Origin of the sequence: Vibrio sp. ZF57 (assembly GCF_001691235.1) — a bacterium.
GTDB lineage: Bacteria > Pseudomonadota > Gammaproteobacteria > Enterobacterales > Vibrionaceae > Vibrio > Vibrio crassostreae_C.
Genome location: NZ_MAKD01000137.1, coordinates 138,262 through 163,588 on the forward strand (window position 1 = coordinate 138,262; position 25,327 = coordinate 163,588).

The 25,327-nt window shown below is 44.4% G+C and carries 25 protein-coding genes and 1 other annotated feature; of the genes, 9 read left to right on the forward strand and 16 right to left on the reverse strand.

Going from position 1 to position 25,327, the window contains the following annotated elements; genetic code table 11:
* Window positions 1-14: 14 nt before the first annotated feature.
* On the reverse strand, window positions 15-926 hold the full coding sequence (locus A6D97_RS20490; protein WP_010437993.1) for a LysR substrate-binding domain-containing protein: 912 nt from the start codon (window positions 924-926) through the stop codon (window positions 15-17).
* 281 nt (window positions 927-1,207) lie between these two features.
* Between A6D97_RS20490 and metE the strand changes: the two genes are divergently transcribed.
* Window positions 1,208-3,562 carry a 5-methyltetrahydropteroyltriglutamate--homocysteine S-methyltransferase gene (metE, locus tag A6D97_RS20495; RefSeq protein WP_065585156.1) on the forward strand — a complete coding sequence of 785 codons (2,355 nt, stop codon included), beginning with the start codon at window positions 1,208-1,210 and terminating at the stop codon, window positions 3,560-3,562.
* A gap of 107 nt (window positions 3,563-3,669) precedes the next feature.
* On the opposite strand, the gene A6D97_RS20500 is transcribed toward metE, so the two are convergent.
* From A6D97_RS20500 to A6D97_RS20525, 6 genes are all read right to left on the reverse strand, one after another.
* Window positions 3,670-4,065, reverse strand: coding sequence for a GspS/AspS pilotin family protein (locus tag A6D97_RS20500; RefSeq protein WP_010437997.1), 396 nt, complete (start codon window positions 4,063-4,065; stop codon window positions 3,670-3,672).
* Between the two features lies 1 nt (window position 4,066).
* Complete coding sequence (locus A6D97_RS20505; protein ID WP_065585157.1) at window positions 4,067-4,363, reverse strand: YciI family protein; 297 nt, start codon at window positions 4,361-4,363, stop codon at window positions 4,067-4,069.
* Window positions 4,364-4,558: 195 nt separating this feature from the next.
* Window positions 4,559-4,957 carry an acyl-CoA thioester hydrolase YciA gene (yciA, locus tag A6D97_RS20510; protein WP_017061510.1) on the reverse strand — a complete coding sequence of 133 codons (399 nt, stop codon included), beginning with the start codon at window positions 4,955-4,957 and terminating at the stop codon, window positions 4,559-4,561.
* 188 nt (window positions 4,958-5,145) lie between these two features.
* The gene (locus tag A6D97_RS20515) at window positions 5,146-5,712 is read right to left on the reverse strand and encodes a septation protein A (RefSeq protein ID WP_065585158.1); all 567 of its coding nucleotides are present in this window, start codon (window positions 5,710-5,712) and stop codon (window positions 5,146-5,148) included.
* Between the two features lie 133 nt (window positions 5,713-5,845).
* A complete protein-coding gene (locus A6D97_RS20520; RefSeq protein ID WP_010438008.1) occupies window positions 5,846-6,094 on the reverse strand; it encodes a hypothetical protein in 249 nt (82 codons plus the stop codon).
* Window positions 6,095-6,379: 285 nt separating this feature from the next.
* A complete protein-coding gene (locus tag A6D97_RS20525) occupies window positions 6,380-7,267 on the reverse strand; it encodes a LysR substrate-binding domain-containing protein (protein WP_065585159.1) in 888 nt (295 codons plus the stop codon).
* Between the two features lie 181 nt (window positions 7,268-7,448).
* Here A6D97_RS20525 and hisC point away from each other — a divergent pair, with 181 nt between their 5' ends.
* The 5 genes from hisC (at window position 7,449) to A6D97_RS20550 (ending at window position 12,800) form a co-directional block, all read left to right on the forward strand.
* A complete protein-coding gene (gene hisC, locus A6D97_RS20530) occupies window positions 7,449-8,600 on the forward strand; it encodes a histidinol-phosphate transaminase (protein ID WP_065585160.1) in 1,152 nt (383 codons plus the stop codon).
* A gap of 10 nt (window positions 8,601-8,610) precedes the next feature.
* Window positions 8,611-9,384, forward strand: coding sequence for an ABC transporter substrate-binding protein (locus tag A6D97_RS20535; protein WP_029235360.1), 774 nt, complete (start codon window positions 8,611-8,613; stop codon window positions 9,382-9,384).
* A gap of 580 nt (window positions 9,385-9,964) precedes the next feature.
* Window positions 9,965-10,924, forward strand: coding sequence for a TRAP transporter substrate-binding protein (locus tag A6D97_RS20540; RefSeq protein WP_017063537.1), 960 nt, complete (start codon window positions 9,965-9,967; stop codon window positions 10,922-10,924).
* Between the two features lie 67 nt (window positions 10,925-10,991).
* Window positions 10,992-11,471 (forward strand): TRAP transporter small permease, encoded by a 480-nt coding sequence (locus A6D97_RS20545; RefSeq protein WP_004736522.1) that lies wholly within the window; start codon window positions 10,992-10,994, stop codon window positions 11,469-11,471.
* A gap of 21 nt (window positions 11,472-11,492) precedes the next feature.
* Window positions 11,493-12,800 (forward strand): TRAP transporter large permease, encoded by a 1,308-nt coding sequence (locus A6D97_RS20550; protein ID WP_010438025.1) that lies wholly within the window; start codon window positions 11,493-11,495, stop codon window positions 12,798-12,800.
* A gap of 102 nt (window positions 12,801-12,902) precedes the next feature.
* Here A6D97_RS20550 and A6D97_RS20555 read toward each other — a convergent pair whose 3' ends face one another.
* The 8 genes from A6D97_RS20555 to A6D97_RS20590 form a co-directional block, all read right to left on the reverse strand.
* Window positions 12,903-14,222 (reverse strand): dicarboxylate/amino acid:cation symporter, encoded by a 1,320-nt coding sequence (locus A6D97_RS20555; RefSeq protein ID WP_346393668.1) that lies wholly within the window; start codon window positions 14,220-14,222, stop codon window positions 12,903-12,905.
* A 310-nt stretch (window positions 14,223-14,532) separates the two neighbouring features.
* Entirely contained in the window at window positions 14,533-15,339 is an 807-nt protein-coding gene (gene trpA, locus A6D97_RS20560) for a tryptophan synthase subunit alpha (protein WP_017070760.1), read from the reverse strand.
* Window positions 15,339-16,529: a tryptophan synthase subunit beta gene (trpB, locus tag A6D97_RS20565; RefSeq protein WP_017063541.1), complete on the reverse strand. Its 1,191-nt coding sequence runs from the start codon at window positions 16,527-16,529 to the stop codon at window positions 15,339-15,341. The genes trpA and trpB overlap by 1 nt, the downstream gene beginning before the upstream one ends.
* 131 nt (window positions 16,530-16,660) lie before the next feature.
* Window positions 16,661-18,100, reverse strand: coding sequence for a bifunctional indole-3-glycerol-phosphate synthase TrpC/phosphoribosylanthranilate isomerase TrpF (trpCF, locus tag A6D97_RS20570; protein ID WP_065585162.1), 1,440 nt, complete (start codon window positions 18,098-18,100; stop codon window positions 16,661-16,663).
* A 25-nt stretch (window positions 18,101-18,125) separates the two neighbouring features.
* A complete protein-coding gene (gene trpD / locus A6D97_RS20575) occupies window positions 18,126-19,121 on the reverse strand; it encodes an anthranilate phosphoribosyltransferase (RefSeq protein WP_065585163.1) in 996 nt (331 codons plus the stop codon).
* A gap of 9 nt (window positions 19,122-19,130) precedes the next feature.
* On the reverse strand, window positions 19,131-19,721 hold the full coding sequence (locus A6D97_RS20580; RefSeq protein WP_010438041.1) for an aminodeoxychorismate/anthranilate synthase component II: 591 nt from the start codon (window positions 19,719-19,721) through the stop codon (window positions 19,131-19,133).
* 2 nt (window positions 19,722-19,723) lie between these two features.
* On the reverse strand, window positions 19,724-21,313 hold the full coding sequence (locus A6D97_RS20585) for an anthranilate synthase component 1 (RefSeq protein ID WP_017067406.1): 1,590 nt from the start codon (window positions 21,311-21,313) through the stop codon (window positions 19,724-19,726).
* Between the two features lie 125 nt (window positions 21,314-21,438).
* Window positions 21,439-21,553: a sequence feature (Trp leader region), on the reverse strand.
* Window positions 21,500-21,625, reverse strand: coding sequence for a trp operon leader peptide (locus tag A6D97_RS20590; RefSeq protein WP_009848753.1), 126 nt, complete (start codon window positions 21,623-21,625; stop codon window positions 21,500-21,502). It overlaps the preceding feature by 54 nt.
* A gap of 120 nt (window positions 21,626-21,745) precedes the next feature.
* On the opposite strand from A6D97_RS20590, the gene A6D97_RS20595 reads away from it, so the two are divergent.
* From A6D97_RS20595 to rluB, 3 genes are all read left to right on the forward strand, one after another.
* Window positions 21,746-22,600, forward strand: a complete 855-nt coding sequence (locus A6D97_RS20595) for a PHP domain-containing protein (RefSeq protein ID WP_017061496.1) — start codon at window positions 21,746-21,748, stop codon at window positions 22,598-22,600.
* A gap of 62 nt (window positions 22,601-22,662) precedes the next feature.
* Entirely contained in the window at window positions 22,663-23,283 is a 621-nt protein-coding gene (locus A6D97_RS20600) for an L-threonylcarbamoyladenylate synthase (protein WP_009848751.1), read from the forward strand.
* 159 nt (window positions 23,284-23,442) lie between these two features.
* Complete coding sequence (rluB, locus tag A6D97_RS20605) at window positions 23,443-24,477, forward strand: 23S rRNA pseudouridine(2605) synthase RluB (RefSeq protein WP_017055112.1); 1,035 nt, start codon at window positions 23,443-23,445, stop codon at window positions 24,475-24,477.
* 260 nt (window positions 24,478-24,737) lie between these two features.
* Here rluB and A6D97_RS20610 read toward each other — a convergent pair whose 3' ends face one another.
* A complete protein-coding gene (locus tag A6D97_RS20610; protein ID WP_017061495.1) occupies window positions 24,738-25,220 on the reverse strand; it encodes an RNA methyltransferase in 483 nt (160 codons plus the stop codon).
* Window positions 25,221-25,327 lie beyond the last annotated feature (107 nt).

Below are 25,327 nucleotides of genomic sequence, written 5' to 3' on the forward strand. Positions count from 1 at the left end.
GCCATAAATCATCTTTAAACGACCTCTATGCCATCTAAGTGACTCTTACTTTGCTGTCTTGCCGTGCTAAAGAAAGCTTGCAGGTAACGTTTATCTTTCTCAGAGTTTCTTACCGCTGCGAACAGTCTTCTTGATAGTCCTTTGCCTAATGGCTTGCTGGCAATCAGCCCTTGTCTTGAGAATTCACTGATCGCCCAGTTTGGTAGAGCCGCTACTCCCAAACCTGCTGATACCATTTGAACTAGCATTAACGTGTTGTCCGCTTGTTTCCACTTTTTAGGTTCTACACCCGCAGGCTGTAAAAAGTGCTTCACGACATCTAAACGCTGTTTTTGAACAGGGTAGGTGAGCATGGTGAGATCGCTAAGATCTTGCGGTTCAATGCTCGCTTTTTCTGCCAAAGGTGAGTTGATTGCGGTGATCAAACGCATCTCAAAATCAAAGAGTGGTTCGTAGTGAACCTCAGAGCGAGGCTGTATATCAGAGGTGATCACCAAATCTAGCTCGCCTGCCATTAGCGCGGGTAGCGGCTCAAACCCAAAGCCTGACGAGAAATCTAGCGTTACGCTTGGCCAAGCCACTTGATATTCCTTCAAAGCAGGCATTAACCATTGGAAGCATGAGTGACATTCAATCGCCATGTGCAAACGACCATTCACATCCTCTTTCAGGCTCGCGAGTTCGTTCTCCGCTTTAGCTATTCTTGGCTGTATCTCATCGGCAAGCCTAAGCAAAATCTCACCTTCAGAGGTGAACTTAACTGGTCTAGTTTTACGTAGGAAAAGCTGACCACCGATACGCGCCTCAAGGTCTTTCAGTTGGTGAGAAAGCGCCGACTGAGTCAAGTGAAGAGAAGTTGCCGTCGCTGTTAGCGAGCCGCTGTCTCTTAAGGTAGTCAATGTTCGAAGGTGTTTAAGCTCTATCATGAGTTTTCCTCATATTCCCTAAGCCAATTCAATATTTCTTAATAATCACCCTACGGGGTTTTCTTCCATTTGTAAACGTCTAGATGTCCAGATGGATTTAATTTTTTCAGCTTTAGATTATTCAAGATGAATATTTTTAATAAACAAGATGAATATTTGGACGTTGTTCATCGTTCAGATTAGGGAGATAGTTTAGCCATCCAGACGCCTTATAAAGAACTTAAACCATAAGCTAGGCAGTTTGATCGAACACTAAAAATTATTGAATAAGGAACAGGTTCATGACTACGACAACGCATATTTTAGGCTACCCACGTATCGGCGAAAAACGCGAACTCAAATTCACTTTAGAAAAATACTGGCGCGGTGAGATTAGCCAATCAGATTTAAAGCAACTCGGTAGCGAACTAAGAAATCGTAACTGGAATGTACAAGCTGACGCGAATCTTAGCTTTGCAACTGCGGGTGACTTCGCATGGTACGACCATGTATTAACAACGACTTTACTTCTAGGCCACGTACCAAAGCGCCATACTGGTGGTTCTGAAGATGAAAAATCCTTCCCAGATTTAGATACTTTGTTCCGTGTGGGGCGTGGTCAATCTCAGGTTCAGTCGACTTGTTGCGGTGGTACGCATACGTCTAGTGACGGCACTAAAGATAGCTTTGCGGCTTCTGATATGACTAAGTGGTTCAACACCAACTACCATTACATTGTGCCTGAGTTCAGCAAAGACGATTCCTTTGAAGTGAGCTGGCCACAACTGTTTGACGAAGTGAGTGAAGCGATAAAATCCGGGCATAAGGTGAAGCCAGTTTTGTTAGGCCCGTTATCTTATTTATATCTTGGTAAAGAAGTGGAGGAGGGTTTTGATCGTTTATCTCTTCTTCCGCGCCTTCTTACCGCTTACCAAGCAATTTTGGCAAAACTCGCTAAGTTGGGGGTTGAGTGGGTTCAAATCGATGAACCAATTCTTTCGCTTGAGCTTGAGAGTCAATGGGCAGATTCATTCAAGTTGGTGTATCAAGTGATTCAAGGTGATGTAAAACTGCTGCTCACTACTTATTTTGATTCGGTGACTGATACCTTAGATAAGATAGTAGAGCTACCAGTTAATGGCCTACATATCGACTTAGCAGCAGCACCACAGCAACTTGATGAAGTAGTGGGTAAGTTACCTGAACACTGGGTACTTTCAGCAGGGGTGATTAATGGACGAAACGTTTGGCGAGCTGATTTAGCCGCTCAACTAGAGTTACTACAACCAGTGAAAGAGAAGCTAGGAGACAAACTTTGGGTAGCAAGTTCATGTTCACTTTTGCATAGTCCAGTCGACCTTGAGTTAGAAGATTCACTCAGCGATGAAGTGAAGAGTTGGTTTGCTTTCGCGAAACAGAAAGTGACCGAGGTGAGTATATTGGGTGCGGCACTAGACGGTAACCACAATGCTATCTTGGCGTGTGAAACCTACAGCCAGCCGATTGTTGCACGCAAGAGCGCGACTCATGTGAATAAGCCGCAGGTTCAAGCTCGTATTAACACCATTACCAAAACCCTAACCGAGCGAAGTGCTCCTTATGCCGAACGCGCTTCACATCAGTCTGAGGTGTTAGGTTTACCATTATTGCCAACCACAACAATTGGTTCATTTCCACAAACCGGAGAGATCCGTGTTCAGCGTAGTGCTTACCGCACTGGCAAACTGAGTGAAGCGGAATACAACACCGCGTTGAAAGGTCATATTGCGGATGCGGTGAAACGACAAGAAGCACTTGATTTGGATGTACTGGTTCATGGTGAAGCTGAACGTAATGATATGGTGGAGTACTTTGCTGAAAATCTAGCAGGCTTCCAAACTACCAAATTTGGTTGGGTACAAAGTTATGGCTCTCGTTGCGTGAAACCTGCGATTGTGGTTGCGGATATCGAGCGTGAAAAACCAATGACGGTGGAATGGTCGACCTATGCTCAATCTCTGACTTCAAAGCAGATGAAAGGCATGCTAACTGGGCCTGTTACTATCTTGTGTTGGACATTCCCACGTGAAGATATTTCACGCAAAGAGATAACCAATCAACTGGCGTTTGCGTTGCGAGATGAGGTGTCTGATTTGCAAGACGCAGGTATCAACATTATTCAAATTGATGAGCCTGCCATTCGTGAAGGTTTGCCATTGAAAAAGCGTGACCATGCAGAATACTTAGAGTGGGCAGTGGATGCCTTTAAGATTTCAGCTGCGAGTGCTAAACCAGAAACTCAGATTCACACCCACATGTGTTACAGCGAGTTCAACGAGATCATTGATTCAGTCGCTGCGCTAGACGCCGATGTGATTACCATAGAGACTTCTCGTTCGAACATGGAACTGCTGAAAGCGTTTGAAGAGTTCAACTACCCGAATGCGATTGGGCCTGGCGTTTATGACATCCACTCACCAAACATTCCTTCAGAAGAGTGGATTGTTGATTTACTTAAGAGAGCGGCAAAGAAAATCCCAGCAGAACGTTTGTGGGCAAACCCTGATTGTGGGCTGAAGACGCGTAACTGGGCAGAGACAGAAGCGGCACTGGCTAATTTAGTTTCAGCGACTAAAATGCTGCGTAAAGAGTGGGAGTCGGCAGAAGCATCAGCATAATTAAAGCTAGGGTGTTATCGTTCTAAAAACAAAAGTCTGAGAAAAGAAAGGCCTCGCATCTGCAAGGCCTTTCTTGTTTGTTACTAGCTTAACGTTAGAAATCAAATCTAGTTAATGCTCTGACATGTCTCTTTGCTGATTAGCTTTTCAACCATCAGTTGTCCGCGAGTGTTGCGAACCTTAATGTTGTAAGCCAAGCCCATGTCAAGGTTTGCTCTAACTTCAGAGTTGGTGCAGTAGCTGTTAACACTCATATCTACGACTTGGTTTAAAGGCTTAGCACCTTTAGCGTCTTGGTTGTAGATCATCATGATCTCGATAACGGTATTTTTTGCCAGCACACGCATGACTGACAGTGGGCCATACTCAATCGGCAGGCCGGCAGATAAAACGCCAGCACGGTGTTGCGCCATCATTTCAAGCTGTCTTTGTTGGTCTTGCTCACTTGAAGCACAGCCTGCGAGCAGAGCTAAAGCCAGAGAGCCAATAATCCATTTTTTCACGTTAAAATACTTTCTTGAATGGTTTTACAATGACATTTTGGTAGACACGTGCCTCAATGTACGGATCTGCGTCTGCCCATACCTGTGCGTCCTCTAAAGAATTAAACTCAGCAATTACAGTAGAGCCAGTGAAGCCGGCTTCACCAGGGTTGTCTGAATCAATCGCAGGCATTGGGCCAGCAGTCAAAAGTCGGCCTTCATCGTGAAGTGTTTGCAGGCGTTCTAGATGTTGTGGGCGAACACTTAGGCGCTTTTCTAATGAATTTTCGACGTCTTGAGAAAAAATCACGTACCACATATTGGTATATCCTTATTTTACTTCACTGAATTGGGGGCGTTTAAATTCGCTATCTTGCTAATTTACGCGAACTAATTGGTATTGGAAGAGCTAATGATAAGAAATTGTGAAATGGTGCGAGAGAGAAGTATGGTCTTTAGCGATTTCATTCGTTGAAACTAAAGACCGTCTACATTAGCAGCTTGGTGAAAAGTACTATTTATTGATTGGGCGAGGCTTACCACTTTCATCAACCGCAACGTAGTTGAATGTCGCGCCACAAACCTTGTAGCGGTCGCCGATACCGTGATCAAGTACAGGCTTAACCCAGACTTCTAGGTCGATATTCATCGAGCTGCGACCAATCTTAGTGCAGTCACCATAAACACACACAACATCACCCACTGAAACCGGCTGTTTGAACTCGATACTCGATACTGAAACCGTGACTATCTTGCCGTTAGATATCTCTTTTGCCAGTATGCCGCCAGCAAGGTCAAGCTGTGACATTATCCAACCACCGAAAATCTGGCCTGCTGCATTGGTATCAGAAGGCATCGCTAATGTGCGAAGAAGTAAAGAACCAATCGGGTTCAAAGTTGATTGAATAGTCATTGTCGTACTCTTAATGGTATTGATTGTTTTATATAAAAATAGATGTGTTTACGAGACTCGTGGTGGTCTAATTTTTAACGTCTTCACCGAACACAAATAATCAGCGGCCAATGATCACGAGTATCATTGGCCAATCGCATATTGATAATAATTGTATCAAATAGGGTATGAGGACTCATCCCTAAGGGCTATTTCTCGTCGGTATTTTTATCCGTTAACTCTTTCTGCTGGTCTTTTGGTAGATGCTTATAGATATAAACACCAGTGAGCAAGGTGAAGAGCAAGGTCGCGATGAGTAGACCAAACACTTTGAAGTTGACCCAAACATCCAACGGTAGGCTGAAAGCAACGTAAACGTTGAGAACGGCACATAGGGTAAAGAACAGCGTCCATGCCCAGTTGATCTTGCCCCATACCGAATCAGGCAGTGTGATCTCTTTGCCTAACATACCTTTAATCGCTGATTTGCCCATGATGTGACTGACCGTCAGGCCAATCGCAAACAGTGCGTAAACGATGGTGACTTTCCATTTAATGAAGTTGTCGTCGTGCAAGAAGATGGTCATGCCACCAAATACGGCAACCATCAAAAATGTGATGATCTGCATTTTCTCTACTTTCTTGTAGATAATGTACGTCAAAACGATTTGTACTGCAGAAGCAACAATCAATGCGCCTGTAGCTGTGTAGATGTCGTACATCTTATACAGCGCAAAGAAAATAATGAGAGGAATGAAATCAAGAATTTGTTTCATGTGGCACTGAATGTCCAGTTAGTTGAGTTGCCAACAGTCTAACGAAAACTGTCCCGATGCTAAATAGCCCGAGACAATTGGGTAACAATTAATTCCATCTAACCGCTAATCGTTTATAACGATTTCAAGCCAGTTATCGCATTGATGTGGTTTGGTAGCGAGGTATCAGTTTCTTGATGTCTTCAAGGTAACCCTCACTTTTCAAATCATCTAGCGTATTTTCGAGTTCTTGCTCGCTCATCGCAAAACAGGTTGATTTGCCAGTCGTTAGGTCGAGAAACTCGTGATATTCACGCTCTGTGAAGTGACCGATTCTATCCATTAATAAGGTTTTAACCCCATGGTGAATTAAGCCGTAATATGTATGTCTTTGTAAGGTCATAGCCTATCCTCCGTGACAGGGTGCGAAGAAAAGACAACCTGCTGTAAATTGTTTGGGTTATCTATGACAAAGCAATTCGAATGCCATTTGGGTCACAGACACAGAATATTTCTGTTATCAAATTGAATTGATTCTTTTTTCAATCAGTTAAATGAAAGCTAATTCTGTTCTCAACCAAACAATACGTCGCTGACGGAAAATAGTTTTATTTTGAGAACGTTGTCATTCTCATTATGACGCTTTACTGAAGCCTTATGGTCTTTGAGCTTGGCAATTTCCCCGTTGTTAACCGACAAGCCACTCGACCAATGTAGTTAGGGATACATTTTGGCGATTCTTGGGCTGAATTAAGAAGTAACCATTTCCTGAAAAGACACTGTCTTCACTCACTTTGACTAATCTGCCTAAATCAATATCTTGCTTGGCAAGCGTGATGTCGCCTATCGCAATTCCAAATCCTTGAATAGCTGCATTCATCGCTTGATCGAGTGTTGCGAACTGTTGGTTATTCTTGCTCGAAAGGTCATGACTTCCTATGTGCTCCAACCAAAGTCGCCAATCACTTTGTTCATTGTTGGCGTGTAACCACGTGTAGTGAGCGAGTTGGTGCGGTTTGATTAGAGAAGAGGAACCACTGGTAAGGTGATTGGGTTTGATGCTTTGCGCTTGGCAGACGGGTGCGAGTTGCTCGTTGAACAATAACTGGCTGACGATCGATTGTTGGCTCGGCTTCTTGCCATAGGTAATCACGGCATCGAACGGGTCAAAACTTGGCTCAAAAACATGCTTGATGGTAGAAGTGAGCTCAACATCAATCTCAGGGTAGGCTTCTTGAAAAGACATCAGTTTTGGTAGCAACCAAGAGGTAATGCAACTCGGTGCGTTTAGCTTAATTTTGGAAGGGGAACTCGCCACTTGGTTCAGTGCGGATTGCAGTCGCTGAATTGTATCTTGGATGAGCGGAACCAGTTCTTCTCCTTTGGGTGTTAATGACAACCCCCGAGCATGACGATAGAAAAGGTCGCACCCAAGATTTTCTTCAAACGACAATACCTGACGACTCACTGCACCTTGCGTAACATTGAGCTCATGTGCCGCGCGTGTAAAGTTGAGGTGCCTTGCCGTAGACAAAAACGCGAGCAAGGTTTTGGTTGAAGGAAGTGTGCGATTCATATCTTTACCTATGACTTTTTATCATGGCTATTATGTGATTATTTCGATTCATTTATCAATAGTGTTCTGTTTGAATGTAAATACTTAATCATCATTTGTGATTCAATATTTGTATAAGTCACATTTTTTGAATATGAAGGCAATGATGAAGACATTGTGATTTTGTGAAAGGGATAGCTTCTTGACATCTTTTATTGATAGCTTAGTGCCTCAGGCTGTAAAAAAATTAATACCTTATCAATCGGCAAGAAGAATTGGTGGTGATGGACGTGTCTGGCTAAACGCCAATGAATTGGAAAGCTCGCTGTTTCAAGGAGAAGCAAGTCACAACCGATACCCAGACTTCTTACCACAAGATATTGCTAAGGCTTATCAAGATTACTGTAGTACCGATGCCGCGACTGTGGCTGTTCGTGGTGCAGATGAAGCGATTGATTTGCTGATCAGAACATTCTGTAAACCGGCGTGCGACAACATACTTGTCTGCTCTCCAACGTATGCGATGTATGAGTTTTGCGCTGATGCATTGGCGATTAATACCTTGGACTCTCCATTGCAGGAAGACTTTAGCCTGAACGTCGCTGATATTGTGAATAAGGCAGAACTGGCGAATATCGTGTTTCTTTGCTCACCAAACAATCCAACGGGCAATGTGATTCCTAAATCGGATTTGATTCAGGTATTGGAAGGCACGATTGGGAAGTCGCTAGTGGTCGTCGATGAAGCGTATATCGAATTTGAACCACAAACGTCAGCCGTTAGTCTTATTGAACGCTATCCACATTTGGTTGTGATTCGCACCTTGTCTAAGGCATTTGGACTGGCTGCGGTTCGTTGTGGTTTTATCTTAGCGAGTCAAAATGTGATGCAGTATGTCGCGAAGCTGATTCCACCGTATCCGATGCCAGATTGCTCATCTCAAATCGTGCTAGACGCTTTGTCCGATGAACGAGTCTCAGTGATGCAAGACGCGACGCAAAAGCTGGTTGAACTACGTAACTGGTTTGCTTGTGAGCTAACGCGGTTTGATTTCATCGAGTCTGTTTACCCTTCATCGACAAACTTCATTTTGCTGCGTCAAAAAGCAGGGCACCAAGTGTTCAGTGTCTTGGCGAAGGACGGCATTGTGACAAGGAACCAAAACCATGAACCGGCTTTGCGTAACTGTGTTCGAATCAGTATTGGTAGCCAAGAGAGCATGTTAGAAGTGATAACGTCACTAACACGCTACCAAACCGAGCTACAACAGACTCAACAAGATCAGCAAAAACGACAGCATCAACAAGATCAATATATAGAAACTCAATCTCAACTCGATAAAGATCATATCTAGGATGGCAATGATGAAAAAGATAATACTAGGACTCGCTTGTGCGGCCGCTTTACTTGGTACAACGGTACAGGCGAAAGAAATCCGTTTGGCGTCGGACTTTACGTATCCGCCATTCAACTATAAAAACAGCGACGGTGTGCCTGTCGGGTTTGATATTGAGATAGCTGATGCTTTGTGTGAGCAAGCTAAACTCGATTGTACTTGGGTTTCACAAAGCTGGGATTCGCTAATTCCAAGTTTGTTGGCAAGAAAGTCGGATGTGATCATGGCTTCGATGCGCATTACCGAAGAGCGTAAGCGTAAAATCTTATTTACTGACAAGTACTACCAAACACCAGCCGTATTTGTTGCTGCTAAAAGCGCAGAATTCAGCGTTGATGAGGCAGGCTTAGCGGGTAAAACCATCGGTGTTCAGCAAGGTACGATTCACGATCGCTACGTAACCGACAAGTTTGGTAGTGTTGCCAACATTAAGCGTTACACAGGGCAAGATGAAGTGTATCTGGATCTGCAAAACGGTCGCTTAGATCTAACCTTCGGCAACTCAGATCAACTGTCATTGGCTTTCTTAGATAAGAAAGAAGGCGAGGGTTTTGAGTTCAAAGGCAAAGCCGTTACCGACAAAGCCTACATCGGTGAGGGTACGGCGTTAGCATTAAGAAAGCAGGATTCAAAATTGGCGAAACAATTCAATGCTGCGATTGAAGAGATCAGAGCAAACGGTACTTACGACAAGATCGCCGCTAAGTACTTCACGTTTGATATCTATGGCGCTGATTTGTAATTCGTTTAACGCCTAAAAATTAGAACACCAAAAACAAAAATCCGAGGGCTGTAAGGCTCTCGGATTTTTGTTACAAACAATTCATCCTCTCAAGCTTCTCTCTATTGCCTTTATCTATTCTTGTTACCTAAATCCAACCGAAAACCTTGCCTTCATCACCTCACAAAGCACTGTTCACGACTCGCGTTTTCGAGCGAGGAGACCTTCTTTGTCGTGCTCCATAACTGAATTTAATGTCTTAAAATAACATAAATAGATCGATACTCTTTTACTAAGAGATTGTTCTTAAAGCAGTTGAAAGTAATCGAAATTACAAAAAAATCCAAAGTAGAACTGATTAATGGTCTAATTAGTCCCAAATATGATTGGTATCACAATCAATTAGGTTCTCAGGCCAATAGATAAACCTTAGTTCACAAAATATACATATAGTATTGTAATACAAAATTCATAGAGTAAGAATATTGTAATGAAACGTTACTGCTATGAGCGATGTGCAATTGAACGTTAGATTTCAAACTTAGCTATAGCGTTGCATATAAAAACTGTACCTCTTACAAAATGGATTCTGGAGAAGAACATGAAAAAACACCTACTGACGATTGCAGCGGCTTCAATTCTTATGGCATTTGGCGCTCAAGCAAAAACTTTGACGTTAGGGCATGCAATGTCATTAGAAAGCGCAGCTCACCAAGGCATGGTGATCATGGCTGATAAAGTTAAAGAAAAATCGAATGGTGAACTTACGATTAAGATCTTTCCAAACGGTCAATTAGGCTCTGAACGTGACCAAGCGGAGCAAGTTGTTACTGGCGCGATTGATATGGCCAAAATCAATGGTGGGTTAGCCGAATCTTTTGAACCAACGTTTAAGGTTAATGCACTGCCTTTCTTATTCCGTGACGTTCCACATATGAGAACCTTCATGCGAAGTGAAGCTGCACAAGAGATGCTGCTTTCAAGCGAAGGTAAAGGTTTTATCGGTCTTACATTCTATGATTCAGGCACACGTAGCTTCTACGCTAAGAAAGCCATCAACTCACCAGCAGATCTAGCTGGCATGAAAGTTCGAGTTCCTGGTTCTCCAACCATGATGGAAATGGTTAACTTACTTGGTGGTAAAGCAACACCTGTACCTTTCAATGAGGTATACACGGCTCTGCAACAAGGTGTAATTGATGGTGCTGAGAATAATATTTCTAGCTTAGTTGAAATGAAACACAGTGAAGTTGCCAAATTTTACTCTATGGACCAGCACATGATGACACCTGACGTGATCATCATTTCAGAATACAAATGGGGTTCATTAACGGCAGAAGAGCAAAAGATCTTAAAAGAAGCTGCTGCTGAGTCTCTTGAAGAGCAGATCAAAATCTGGGATGCAACAGATGACATGAACAAAGAGAAAGGAATGAAAGAAGGTGTCACGTTTGTTGAAGTTGATAAAGCCCCTTTCCGTGCAGCTGTTAAACCTATGATTGATGAGGCGAAAAAAGATCCAAAACTAGCTCCATTCATTGAAAAAATTGAAGCTCTTTAATCAGTCTTAGTGAAAATATAATTTTGCCTTGGCTTTGCTAAGGCAAAATTTTTTGAGGTATCACACCATGTTAGCAACTTTCAGAAACCTACTTGATAGGCTGATTCTTTTTGTCTCTTCTTTTGCACTAATGTTACTTGTCGTTACTGTCACTTGGCAGGTCTTTAGTCGTTATGTTTTGAATGATCCAAGTAACTGGACTGATGAACTTGCTCGTTATGCGATGGTATGGCTTGGCTTATTAGGAGCAAGCTACTTATTCGGTATCAAAGGACACTTAGCAATAACGTTATTGGATGGTTATCTTAAGGGTAAAGCACATATCGCATTACATGTACTCATCAATATCATTTCTGGCGCATTTGTATTTCTAGCAATGCTTCAAGGTGGCATCGCCCTAATGGGAAGAACCACACAACAACTCTCTCCAGCACTGCAATTACCGATGTCGACGGTGTATTCAATATTGCCGATTTCAGCCGTTATTATCCTCATTTATTTGGTCATGAATACGTTTGATCTTTTTTGTGAACCCAACAAAAAATAAGTTTTAAAAGGACTCTATATTATGGATTTGTCCATTGGTGTTTGGCTGCTAGGCCTATTCTTATTCATGATCGCGATAAGCATGCCGATTGCGATTGCAATTGCCATGTCATCTTTAACCATCATGTATTTCATCTTACCGTTTGAAGTCGCGAGTATTACTGCGGGTCAAAAAATCATTACCGGTATCGATAGTTTCAGTTTATTAGCCATCCCTTTCTTTATCCTCGCTGGGAATATAATGAATGTGGGTGGCATCGCGAGTCGACTCATCAACCTTGCAAAGCTCTTGGTTGGTTGGATCCCGGGCTCACTTTTTCACGTGAACATCTTCGCCAATATGATGTTTGGCGCCGTTTCAGGATCAGCCGTTGCAGCAGCAGCTGCGGTTGGTAAAACCTTAGGCCCAGAATTAGAAAAAGATGGTTATGATAAAAACTTAGCAACAGCAGTAAACGTTGCATCTTGCCCGGCAGGCTTATTAATACCGCCGAGTAATTCACTGATCGTATTTTCAGTGGTATCGGGTGGAACATCCGTTGCGGCGTTGTTTATCGCAGGGTATGTCCCAGGTATTCTAATGGGCTTAAGTTGTATGGTCGTCGCCTATTTCATCGCTAAAAAGAAGGGCTACAAAACAAGTGCGAATGACGGCTTCACAACGAAAGATGTGCTGAATATTGTTTGGCAAGCAACACCAAGCTTAGGGCTTATTGTTGTTGTTATTGGCGGTATTATTGGTGGTATATTCACTGCAACAGAAGGGGCATGTATAGCGGTTCTATACTCTTTTATACTGTCACTCTGTTACCGAACCCTCAAATGGGCACACTTTCCGATAATTTGTAGAGAAACGGTTCAGGTTACTGGCATTATGCTGTTCTTGATTGGTGCTTCTACCATTATGTCATGGGCAATGGCGTTTACCGGTCTACCAACCATGATCAGTGATTGGATGCTCTCTATTTCAGACAATCCAATTATCATCTTTATTCTGATGAACCTGATTCTACTGATTGTGGGTATGTTTATGGACCTTACGCCAGCCGTATTGATCTTTACCCCTATCTTTATGCCGATTGCTGAGCATTTAGGCATGCATCCAATTCACTTCGCGATGATGATTATCTTCAACTTATGTATTGGCATTGCAACGCCACCCGTTGGTACGGCGCTATTTGTGGGTTGTAGTGTCAGTGGCTCTAAGATTGAAAACGTTATAAGAAGTATCATGCCGTTTTGTGCCGTATTGATCGTCACACTGTTGGCCATTACTTTTATTCCTGAAATTAGTTTGGCTCTGCCTCGTGCGTTTGGACTCATCAATTAGCCTGACAAGGGTAAGATTTACCGAATCAATATCGATCATTACCTAATAAAAAAACCGCCTCATGAAGGCGGTTTTATTTATCAATCAAACTGAAGCTTAATATTACGCTTGCTGTTTTTGTAGCTCAGCTTCTTTCGCTTCGTCTTCGATTAGAGAATCAACGATGACTGCACATGCTGCATCACCAGTGATGTTTAGAGCAGTACGGATCATGTCGAAGATACGGTCTAGAGCGAACAACAGAGGTAGACCTTCAATAGGGATACCAGCTGCTAGAAGAACCGCAACCACTAGGAAAGAAGGACCTGGAACACCTGCTTGACCAACTGCGCCTAGAGTCGACGTTACGATGATAGCAATGTAAGCGCCCATAGACAGGTCGATGTTGAACAGCTGTGCGAAGAAGATAGCAACTAGGCCGTAGTAAATTGCGTTACCAGACATGTTGATCGTCGCACCAAGTGGCAGAACGAATGAAGCCGTAGAGTTACGAACGCCAAGTTCTTTCTCTACCGTTTCCATTGTTACTGGCAGTGTCGCCATTGAAGAGGCTGTTGATAGTGCAACCGCTTGAGGCTTCTTCATTGCCACTAGGAACTTCTTAGCAGAAGTCTTAGTGAAGATTTGAATCATTAGCGGGTAAGCAACAAAGCCGAAGATCAGAATCGCAGCGATGTAGACAACGAACAGTTTGAACACAACCATAAGTGCGCCAAAGCCGAATGTACCCACAGCTTCTGCCATTAGGCCGAATACGCCTAGTGGTGCAATGATCATAACCTTGTTGATCATCCAAACCATAGCGTCAACAATCGCGTTTACGCCATTGATGATAGGGTCACGTTTCTCTTTCGCTTGTTTAGAAATCGCAATACCGAAGAATAAGCAGAAAACTAGAATTTGCAGAATGTTTGCTTCATTCAGTGATTGGAAAACGTTGGTCGGGATCATGCCTGTGATGGTTGCCCAGAACGTTGGAAGTTCACCTTTCGCAGCGTATTCAGAAGAGAACATGCCTTCAACGCCAGAAACATCGATACCACGACCCGGTTCGAATATTTCACCCATTACTAGCGCTAGTGCTACAGCAAGTGCAGACGTTAGTGCAAAGTAACCTAGAGTGGTCACGCCCACTTTACCTGCTGATGAGCTGTTGCCTAGACCAGCAGCACCTGAAATTAGGGCAACCGCGACTAGAGGGATAACCAGCATCTTGATCAAATTGATGAAGATAGCACCCAGTGGAGCGAACATAGTTGCGCTGTCACCCATCATCGCACCGACTAGGGTACCGATGATCATTGCAATAACGACTTGAACGCCGATGTTGCTTAGTAAACTCTTTTCTTTTAACACTTCCATAACCTCTGTGCTACTAAATATAAAAATCCCAGAACTACTCACCAATGTACGATGTACCATTGGATTAATATTTCGCGAGAAGTTTTACACGTATCTTTTACATTTATCAATATGAGCAGAGATGAAAGAACACCAAAAAGCAGTAATCAAATGTCATTTGATGATTTTTCACACTAAAGCAAACGTTTGCTTTTTGATTTGTCATTATTTTTATAAATGATGGTGATGTTTTGGTGGGGTATTATAGGTGTGCTACAGGTTTGTATGAGGTGTTGTTTTTGTCAGAAATTTAACAATTGAGAGGGTTTGGACGTGTTCTCGGAGAAAAACTCCCACAGCGCTAATTATCGCACTAGTGGGAGCCTATTTATTATTTTTGCGTTGCCGCTTTCATTGGCGTAACAAACTCAGCAAGTGCTTTAAGCATTGCTTCTGGTTGTTCAACGTTGTTTTCAATGATTTTCACAACCGCAGAGCCAGAGATAGCACCAGCAGCGCCAGCTTCGATGGCTTCTTTTACTTGCTCAGGAGCAGAGATACCGAAACCAAGCAGTGCTGGTGGCGCATCAAACTTGTTCAAACGGTCAAGTAGGGCTGTCACAGGCATGTTTGCTTTGGTTTCTGCACCCGTTACGCCAGCACGAGAAAGTAGGTAAGTGTAACCACCACCTAGCTCAGAAACCGATTGAAGCGTCTCATCACTTGCTGTTGGTGGAGCAATAAATATTGGGTGAATACCAAACTTCTTAGCTGCAGCAACAAACTCGCCACTCTCGTTGGTTGGTACATCAGCAATCAATACTGAATCGATACCTGCATTCGCACAACGCTCGTAGAAGTTCTCGATACCACGTGCGTACACCAAGTTTGCGTACATCAGTAGGCCGATTGGCAGATCTGGGTATTTAGCACGAATTTGACCAATAAGATCAAAACACACATCTGGCGTTACTTTTGAATCTAACGCACGAATGTTTGCACCTTGGATTGTCGGGCCATCTGCAAGCGGATCTGAGAATGGAATACCAAGTTCAAGTGCATCAGCACCCGCTTCAACGAGTGTTTCCATGATCTTAAGAGACTGCTGAGGGTTAGGATCGCCAACCGTTACGAATGGTACAAATGCGCCCTGATTCTTTTCAGCTAAGCGAGTGAAGAGTGATTGATAGCGATCCATTATAATGCTCCTTTCTCTTTAAGAATGTCGTGTACAGAGAAGATGTCTTTATCACCACGACCAGATAGATTAACCACTAATAGCTGTTCTTTCTCTGGGTCATCGTGAGCCATTTTAACAGCATGAGCCAAAGCATGAGATGACTCTAGCGCTGCGATAATACCTTCTTTACGTGCAATCAATTGGAACGCTTCTAGCGCTTCGTCGTCGGTCACGTTGTCGTATTCAGCACGGCCAATAGCATTTAGGTGCGCGTGTTGAGGACCAACTGATGGGAAGTCTAGACCCGCAGATACAGAGTAAGACTCTTCTACTTGGCCGTTCTCATCTTGCATCAGTGGCGCTTTCATGCCGAAGAAGATACCGGTTTTACCGTGCTTAAGCGGCGCGCCGTGTTGGTCGGTATCAATACCTTTACCAGCCGGCTCTACACCGATTAGGCGAACAGTTTCTTCTTCAATGAAATCCGCAAACATACCGATAGCGTTCGAACCACCGCCGACACAAGCGATAACCGCATCAGGAAGGCGACCTTCACGAGCTAGAATTTGGTTCTTCGTTTCTTCACCAATCATGCGTTGGAAATCACGAACAATCGTTGGGAATGGGTGAGGACCCGCTGCAGTACCCAATAGGTAATGCGCGTCTTCATAAGTTGCAGACCAGTCACGTAGTGCTTCGTTACACGCATCTTTTAGCGTTGAAGAGCCAGAATGAACAGGGATAACCTCTGCGCCCATTAGCTTCATACGGAACACGTTCGGGCTTTGACGTTCAACGTCTTTTGCACCCATGTATACACGACACTTAAGACCTAGTAGAGCACACGCTAGAGCCGTTGCCACACCGTGTTGGCCTGCCCCAGTTTCAGCGATGATTTCCTGCTTACCCATACGTTTTGCTAGCAATGCCTGACCAAGAACTTGGTTTGTCTTGTGAGCACCGCCGTGAAGTAGATCTTCACGCTTTAGGTACAGTTTGGTTTTTGTACCTTTTGTTAGGTTGCGTGCTAGCGTTAGCGCCGTTGGACGACCAGCGTACTCTTGAAGAAGCGTCATGAATTCGCTGCGGAACTCAGGATCGGCTTGTGCATCGATAAATGCTTGTTCAAGTTGGTCTAGTGCTGGCACTAGGATCTGCGGTACGTATTGACCACCGTATTCACCAAAGTAGGCATCGAGTTTAGCCATTGTGTTATTCCTTCAATTCTACTGATGTGTATTCACACCAAGTCATTTAATCTTGTTTGAGCTTCGCAAAAGGCAAAGCTCACAAATATGTTTTTAGTTTCTGCTTTCTAATTTCTAGCGCCGAGTTTGGACTAGTAATTGCGAATCGCTGCAAAAGCACGTTGCAGTTTGTCTGCGTCTTTTTTTCCTGGAGCGGATTCAACGCCAGAGTTTAGGTCTAATCCTAAGCAACCCAACTTAGCGGCTTGGTTAGCATTTTCTGGGTTTAGGCCACCCGCCAACATGATTGCGCTTTGGTTGTTGATTAGGTTCCAATCGAACACTTGGCCTGTGCCACCAGTTTGAGAACCCACTTTAGTATCTAGCAGGTGACGAGTCACGTTGCTTTCCAGTAATTCTGGTAGCGAGCTTTTAGCACCGGAAGCAACACCGTAAGCTTTCCAAATCTCAACGCTTTCAGGTAGTGACTGTTTTAGCTCATCGACAAACGCTTGAGACTCATCACCGTGCAGTTGCACCGCAAATAAACCTAGCTCAGAAACCGTTTTCGCAACGTCAGTAACGCTATGATTTTGGAATACACCCACGTAGTTCAAAGGTGCGCCGCTCATGGTTAAACGAGCTGCTTCGATATCAACATGACGCTTAGACGCTTCAACGAAAATCAAACCACCGAATACCGCACCAGCTTGATAAGCCTTTGCTGCATCGTCAGAGTGAGTTAAACCACACACCTTGTTTTCACCCAGTGTTACTTTGCGTACCGCAAGCTCGAGGTTCTTCTCTGCCATTAGAGAGCTACCGATTAGGAAGCCATCTGCAAACGTTGAAAGGTCACGAACTTGTTGATGTGTGTAGATGCCAGACTCTGAAATCACAACTGCGTTTGGAGCCAGTTCGCGAATCAGCGGCGCCAACTCTTTAGTACGGTTCAAATCAGTCGAAAGGTCACGAAGATTACGGTTGTTAATGCCGATCACCTTAGCGTTTAGAGCGACTGCACGGTGAAGCTCTTCTTCGTTGCTGACTTCGGTCAATACACCCATGTTGAGTGAGTGAGCGACTTCCGCCAGCGCTTTGTACTCTTCGTCATCTAATACCGATAGCATTAGCAAGATAGCATCAGCTGAGTAATGACGAGCTAGATACACTTGGTAGGTATCAACCATGAAGTCTTTACAAAGAATAGGTTGCTTAGCAATGCTGCGAACTTTAGGTAAAAACTCAAAGTCACCTTGGAAGTACTTCTCGTCTGTCAGCACAGAAATCGCGTTTGCGTGGTTGTTGTAAACAGAAGCAATGTAGTCGAGGTCAAACTCGTCACGGATTAAACCTTTTGACGGAGAGGCCTTTTTACATTCAGTGATGAAAACCGTTTGTTCTCCGCTCAGAGCGTCATAAAAGCTGCGGTCTGTTGCAGTTAGTGACGCTTTAAACTCGTCTAATGGTTGAGTCTGCTTACGTGCTTCAACCCATTGGTATTTATCACGAACGATTTTTGCTAATACTTCCGCCATTTCAGCTTCTTTGACTGAAACGTGGGTCGACAGTTTATCGGTAGTCTGTGTCATGTTCTTTGTCTCGATTCGTCGTTCGTTAGGCGTGTGCAGCAAGCTTTTGTACAAGCTCGTATGCTTTGCCAGAGTTCATCGCGTCAATTGCTTGCTGTGCGTTGGCTTTTAGGTCTTCGTGACCAAACAGACGCATCAGTAGAGCAACGTTGACTGCCACTGCGCCAACTTGAGCATCAGTGCCTTTACCCGTCAGGATATCGGTTGTGATGGCTTTGTTCTCTTCTGGCTCGCCGCCCTTGATTGCTTCAAGAGGGTGAGTGTTCAAACCAAAGTCTGCTGGTGTCACTGTGTATTCGTGAATTGTGCCATCTTTGATTTCAGCAACCATGGTTTCGCCGTGAATCGCTACTTCATCAAGGCCGCTACCGTGAACAACCGCCGCGCGCTTCATGCCCATTTGCAGCATGGTTTCCGCGATAGGGCGTACAAGCTCTTTGCTGTAAACACCCATTAGCTCGATGTTAGGGCGAGCTGGGTTAATCAGTGGGCCAAGGATATTGAAGATAGTGCGCGTTTTCATGGTTTGACGAACAGGCATCGCGTGATGTACACCAACGTGATACTGCGGAGCAAATAGGAATGCTACGCCAAGCTCGTCGACTGCAGTACGAGTGTCTTTTGCTGTCATCGCTAGGTTAATACCGAACGAATCCAGTAGGTCAGAAGAGCCTGATTTGCTCGATACGCTGCGGTTACCGTGCTTCGCGACTTTTAAGCCACACGCTGCGGCAACAAATGCAGAAGTCGTCGAGATATTGATGGTGTTGTGACCGTCGCCACCTGTACCTACGATGTCTGCGAAATCGTAATCAGGGCGCGGGAACGGGTTTGCATTCGCAAGTAGTGCTTTTGCTGCGCCTGCAATTTCATCGGGCGTTTCGCCTTTGATTTTCAGTGCAGTTAGCGCAGAAGCCATCAAGATTGGGTCTAGTTCACCCTTGATGATCACATCAAATAACTGTTGGCTTTCTTCTTGAGTAAGAGACTGCTGTTCGTAAAGTTTATTAATCTGTTCCATGATCGTTTCCTATATCGTCTTTTTCTCAAGAGCCCATTCGATAGCGTTTGCTAGAAGCGTTGCACCGTAGGTCGTCATAATTGATTCAGGGTGGAATTGGAATCCACACACCTTGTCTTGTTCTTGAACCACAGACATCACCAAATCATCTACTTCAGCGGTCACCGTTAGGCTATCAGATACATGCGTTGCCACTAAAGAGTGGTAGCGAGCGATAGCCAATGGCGAAGGTAAGCCTTGGTAAGTCGCATGGTTTTGGTGTTCCATCATCGACACCTTACCATGAATGATTTCGCCAGCGCCTGCAACGGTGCCGCCATAGGCTTCAACAATCGCTTGGTGGCCTAAGCAAATACCAATCATTGGCACTTTACCTTTTAGAAGCTGAATCAGCTCTGGCATACAGCCCGCATCTGCTGGAGCGCCAGGGCCTGGTGAAAGCAGTGCAACAGGGTTGTCTAGTTCGTTGATCGCCGCTTCAACTACTTTTGCAGGAATGTTGTTACGGTAAATTTTTACGCTGTGACCTAATGAACGAAATTGGTCTACAAGGTTGTAAGTGAACGAGTCGAAGTTATCGATGAATACAATATCAGCCATGATTACGACTCCTTCTTATTTGTTAGGTTCTTAGTATGAGCTGCTTGAATCGCTGAGATAACCGCTTGTGCCTTGCCGCGAGTTTCATCGGCTTCTGCTTGTGGGTCTGAGTCAAATACGACCCCAGCGCCTGCTTGTACTTGTGCCACGCCATCTTCAACGTAAGCAGAGCGAATTACGATACAAGTATCTAGAGTCCCTTCACCAGTTAGATAACCGACTGCACCACCGTAGCTACCACGACGCGTTTTTTCTACGTCTCGAATAAGCTGCATTGCGCGGATTTTTGGTGCGCCCGTTAGCGTGCCCATGTTCATACAAGCTTGGTAAGCGTGCAGAGCATCTAAGTCTTCACGGAGCTGACCAACAACACGAGAAACCAAGTGCATTACATGGCTGTAGCGGTCTACTTTCAGTAAGTCTGCTACGTGGCGAGTGCCAGCTTCGGCAATACGTGCCACATCGTTACGCGCTAGGTCAACTAGCATCATGTGCTCGGCGTTTTCTTTCTTGTCGGTACGCAGTTCAAGCTCGATACGGCTGTCTAGGTCGAAATCGATTTGACCGTCAGGGCGCTTACCACGACGACGAGTACCAGCAATCGGGTAGATCTCGATTTGGTTGGTTTCTGTCTCGTATTTCAGCGCGCTTTCTGGAGATGCACCGAACAGAGTAAACAGCTCGTCTTGCATGTAGAACATGTAAGGGCTTGGGTTGCTTTGTTTGAGTTCTTTATAAGCCGCCAGTGGGGCAGGGCAAGGTAGAGTGAAGCGGCGTGAAGGTACCACTTGGAATACATCGCCTTTAACTACGTACTCTTTTAAATCACGAACCGTTTGGCAGAAGTCTTCATCTGAAACGCTAGGTACAGCTTCAACGTTGTCTAACGGCGTTACTTCAGTGATGGCTTTCAGGGACTGACACTGAGTTTGAATGTCGGCTAGACGGTCAGTTAATTGCGCTTTGATGTTGTCATCTTGAGCAAATAAGCTCGCGTGAAGTAGGCCTTCGTTCTCTTGGTGATCGAAACGCAATAGTGTTTCAGCTACGTAGAATACAAAGTCAGGACAATTGTTGGTTGCTTCAGCATCACCTAGTGGCTCAAAGTTTGCCACGATGTCGTAAGCGAATAAGCCCGCCATGAATAATGCGTGTTTGTTATCCGCGTCTTGCTCAAAGCTGTGCTGAACCAAACGCAGTGCATCGAATGAAGAGGCTTCTCTTAAACGTGAGTCTTCGTCTAATTCGTTGCTTGGTTCGATAAAAGTCAGCATCAAAACGTTATCAGTAAGGTCAGATTTAATTTCTGCTTTCACGTTTTGAGTGAGATGTTCGATAAGCGCTTGACCGTTTTCAGTCAATGCTTGAAAGGTTACTTCATGTCCGCGACATACGATGCGAACAGCAGAGTCGATAAGGAGTAGGCTTGTCAGGTTCTGTTTAGATTCAATCTCGGCAGATTCCAACAAAAGACTATCAGTTTTGTTTTCACACAAAGTATGAAAAACGCTGGTTGGATCTTGCGAGTAAGGAACTGAGGAATTGATGACCTCAATGGTTCCCAGCTTTTTGATTTCAATGGCCTTGTTCACAAGACCTCCTTTATGATTCTTTAAATTTCCTGCCGTACATAGTCGCATAAAGATACCTTTCACCCAATCTAGAATATGGTCAATTCGATGATTTGTTAGTCAGTTGAATGTGAGATGTTCGACAAATTAAAAAGCCCGCTATTAAAGCGGGCTTAGTGATAACTTTTTTATAAACAAACTGTTTAACTAGAAGTACACGTTAGCCCACCAAGAACTTGTCCAAGTGCGCCACCAATTAAGCTCTGAACTTGCTTCTACTGAAGAAAGTTCTAAAACTTTATCTTTATGGTTTTGGTTAAATTCTTGTAACATGGTGAACCTATCAAATGTGATACTTCGTATTTGTGTACTAGTTAACTAGTTTTCTGCTTGCGGGTCAAGTGTGTTGACACAAATATAACGATAAAAATTGAAAACAATGAAAAAGAATATATGAGAATTGATCTACATAGTCATACAACAGCCTCAGATGGCCGACTTACTCCACCTGAGCTAATTGACCGAGCGCTTGGCTTTAACATCGAAGCGCTAGCGATTACAGATCATGACACGACTGATGGGCTTGCTGAAGCACGCAGCTACATTGCGGATAACAACCTTCCTATTCAGTTGATAAACGGCATTGAGATTTCGACTGTTTGGCAAAACAAAGATATCCATATTGTTGGGTTAAACGTTGATCCTGAGTCACCAGAACTCAAAGCGCTCATTGAACAACAGAAGCAACACCGTATTGGGCGTGCTGAGATGATCGCTCACCGTCTTGAGAAAGCGACTCGTGAAGGGGTGTTAGAAGAAGTTAAATTGATTGCGGGTGATGCACCAATCACTCGCGCTCACTTTGCTAAGTGGCTAGTCGACAATGGCTATGCGAAAACTATGCAGCAGGTGTTTAAAAAGTTTCTTACTCGTAATAACCCAGGTTATGTGCCGCCAACTTGGTGTTCAATGAGTGATGCTGTCACGGCTATTCATGCTGCTGGTGGACAAGCCGTACTCGCTCACCCTGGGCGATATGGACTTACAGCCAAGTGGGTTAAGCGCCTGCTAGCGGCATTTGTTGAAGCGAAAGGGGATGCGATGGAAGTAGCTCAACCTCAGCAAGCGCAACAAGAAAGACGCACACTCGCGGATTATGCTATACAATACAAACTATTAGCCTCCCAAGGCAGTGATTTCCATTACCCATCTCCGTGGATGGAACTTGGACGCAATCTCTGGCTACCTTCTGGGGTCGAAGAAGTATGGAAAGATTGGGAGTTTCAAACGGTTTCACCATCTGAATAGTCTTTAGGTGAGCCAGCTCCTTCTGATGATAGAGTCGAGAGATTCGATAACGAGGATCAACAATGAGCCAGTTTTTTTATGTACACCCAGATAACCCACAAGCACGCTTAATTACTCAAGCGGTTGCGATTATTCGCAATGGCGGCGTTGTGGTTTATCCAACAGATTCCGGTTATGCGCTGGGCTGTCAGCTTGAAAACAAACAAGCACTTGAACGTATCTGTAAAATTCGTCGCATCGATGACAAGCACAATTTCACCTTGTTATGCCGTGATCTTTCTGAGTTATCACTGTATGCACGCGTTGATAACGTGGCTTTCCGTCTGCTGAAAGCACACACGCCAGGTGCTTACACGTTTATCTTTAAAGCAACTAAAGAAGTGCCAAAGCGTTTGATGAACGCCAAGCGTAAAACGATTGGTATTCGTGTCCCAGACAACAAGATTGCACTCGACCTGTTGGAAGCGATGGGCGAACCACTGATGTCGACGTCTCTGATTCTTCCGGGTAACGAGACTACAGAGTCGGATCCAGAAGAAATTCGTGACAGCCTAGAGCATGCGGTTGATGTCATTTTGAATGGCGGTTACTTAGGTGAGCAACCGACGACGGTTATTGACTTCAGTGACGATGATGCCGTGGTTCTACGTCGTGGTGCTGGCGATCCTGCGCCGTTTGAATAATCGCTTTACTGATTAACAGTCTGTAACGATACAGCAAACCTGCCACAGTAAATAACAAGTGCTTTTTGGCAGGTTATTTGCGATAATACGCGACCGCGATTTGGTCGCGAAAAATTCATTCGACGTCTGTGAAGACGACAATTAGGTAGAAAAGAGTAAATGAGCGAAAAATTACAGAAGGTTTTAGCGCGAGCTGGTCACGGTTCTCGTCGTGAACTAGAAGGTTTAATCAAATCTGGTCGTGTAAGTGTTAACGGTCAAGTTGCGAAACTGGGCGAGCGTCTTGAAGACGAGAACTCAGTGATCCGTATCGATGGCCATACTGTTTCAGGCAAGGCTTCTGAAGAAGTGGTTTGTCGTGTACTTGCTTACTACAAACCTGAAGGTGAGCTTTGTACTCGTCACGACCCTGAAGGCCGCCGTACTGTTTTCGATCGTCTACCTAAGATCCGTGGTTCTCGTTGGATTTCAGTTGGTCGTCTTGATGCAAACACATCAGGCCTTTTGCTTTTCACTACTGATGGTGAGCTTGCAAACCGTCTAATGCACCCAAGCCGTCAGGTTGAGCGTGAGTACCTAGTACGTGTATTCGGTGAAGTGACTGAGCAAAAAGTTAAAAACGTTACTCGTGGTGTACAACTAGAAGACGGCATGGCTCGTTTTGAAGATGTTGTTTACGCTGGTGGTGAAGGTATGAACCATACTTTCTACGTAGCGATTAACGAAGGTCGTAACCGTGAAGTTCGTCGTCTTTGGGAATCTCAAGAAACGACAGTAAGCCGCCTGAAACGTGTACGTTACGGTGATATCTACCTTGATAAGAAACTGCCTCGTGGCGGTTGGAAAGAGCTAGATCTTCAAGAAGTTAACTACCTGCGTGAGCTTGTTGAGCTTAAGCCTGAGAAAGAGACACTGTTGGATCTTGATCCTTCAAACACTTCTCGTAAGCGTGAGCGTTCTCGTAGCCAAAAAATTCGTCGTGCTGTTAAACGTCACGAAGAGCGTGCAAACGCACCAAAAGGCCGTAGCAACCAAACTAAGCGTAAGAAGCCTGCAACTCGCGGTACTACAACACCTGATTCAGGTCGTAGCGCTCCAGCTGCAAACAAAGGCAAACCTCAGGCTAACAAAAGTAAGCCTAAACTGAACAACGGTCGTCCGGCTAAACCAGCTAAGCCAAGAACACGTCAGTAATTACGTAATTTCTTACGCGTAAAGCTTCATTAGCTGAAAGCACTGAATACTAAAAAACCTGCTCATTGAGCAGGTTTTTTTACGTCTGGAGAAATAGCAGATGCGGGATGCGAGTAACCGAGTATCGAAAACATGCTGCCATAAGTGACAGTAAGCGAGCTTTTCGCATCTCTTATCTCGTGTAGGCGCATCTATAATCTGCTCGTATCTCGTATCTCGTATCTCGTATCTCGTATCTCGTATCTCGTATCTCGTTTCTTTTACTTATGATTCGAAAAGTTATCGCCTTTCGCCAGTCGGTCGTAAAGCACAACATTCACTGATGCCGCTAGATTCATACAGCCGTTGGTCGGAACGTAAATCGTCTCACGACAGAAATCTGTGATTTCTTTCTTTAGCGTGCCATCTTCTGGGCCAAAAATGTAAAACGCACGTGGTGGGTGCTTGTAATCAGGTAGAGGCTTAGCACCTTCAATCAGATCAACAGCAACCGGCACGCAGCCTACTGGAATAATATCTTTCAGCTCTTCAACACCAATCAAAGGCAGGGCTAAGTGCTTTTCTTTGGTATCGGTATGGAATTTTCGCGCATGGTCGTAGCGTGTGCCAGTGTAAAACACAGAGTTGGCGCCGTAGCAGCCAGCTGCTCGCATCACTGAGCCTACGTTTTCTGGCGTCTTTGGGTTAACTAGGCCAATGCAGGCATAGCCTTTTGATTGTGTGTCTGTTTTTGCTTTGGTCATAATCAGTGAATCTAACGTTGATGATGAAAGTGATGAATCACGATGGAAAATAGCGTGATAAAAATAGCCGAGCAATGGGCTCGGCTAACTTTTAACTCGCTTACATG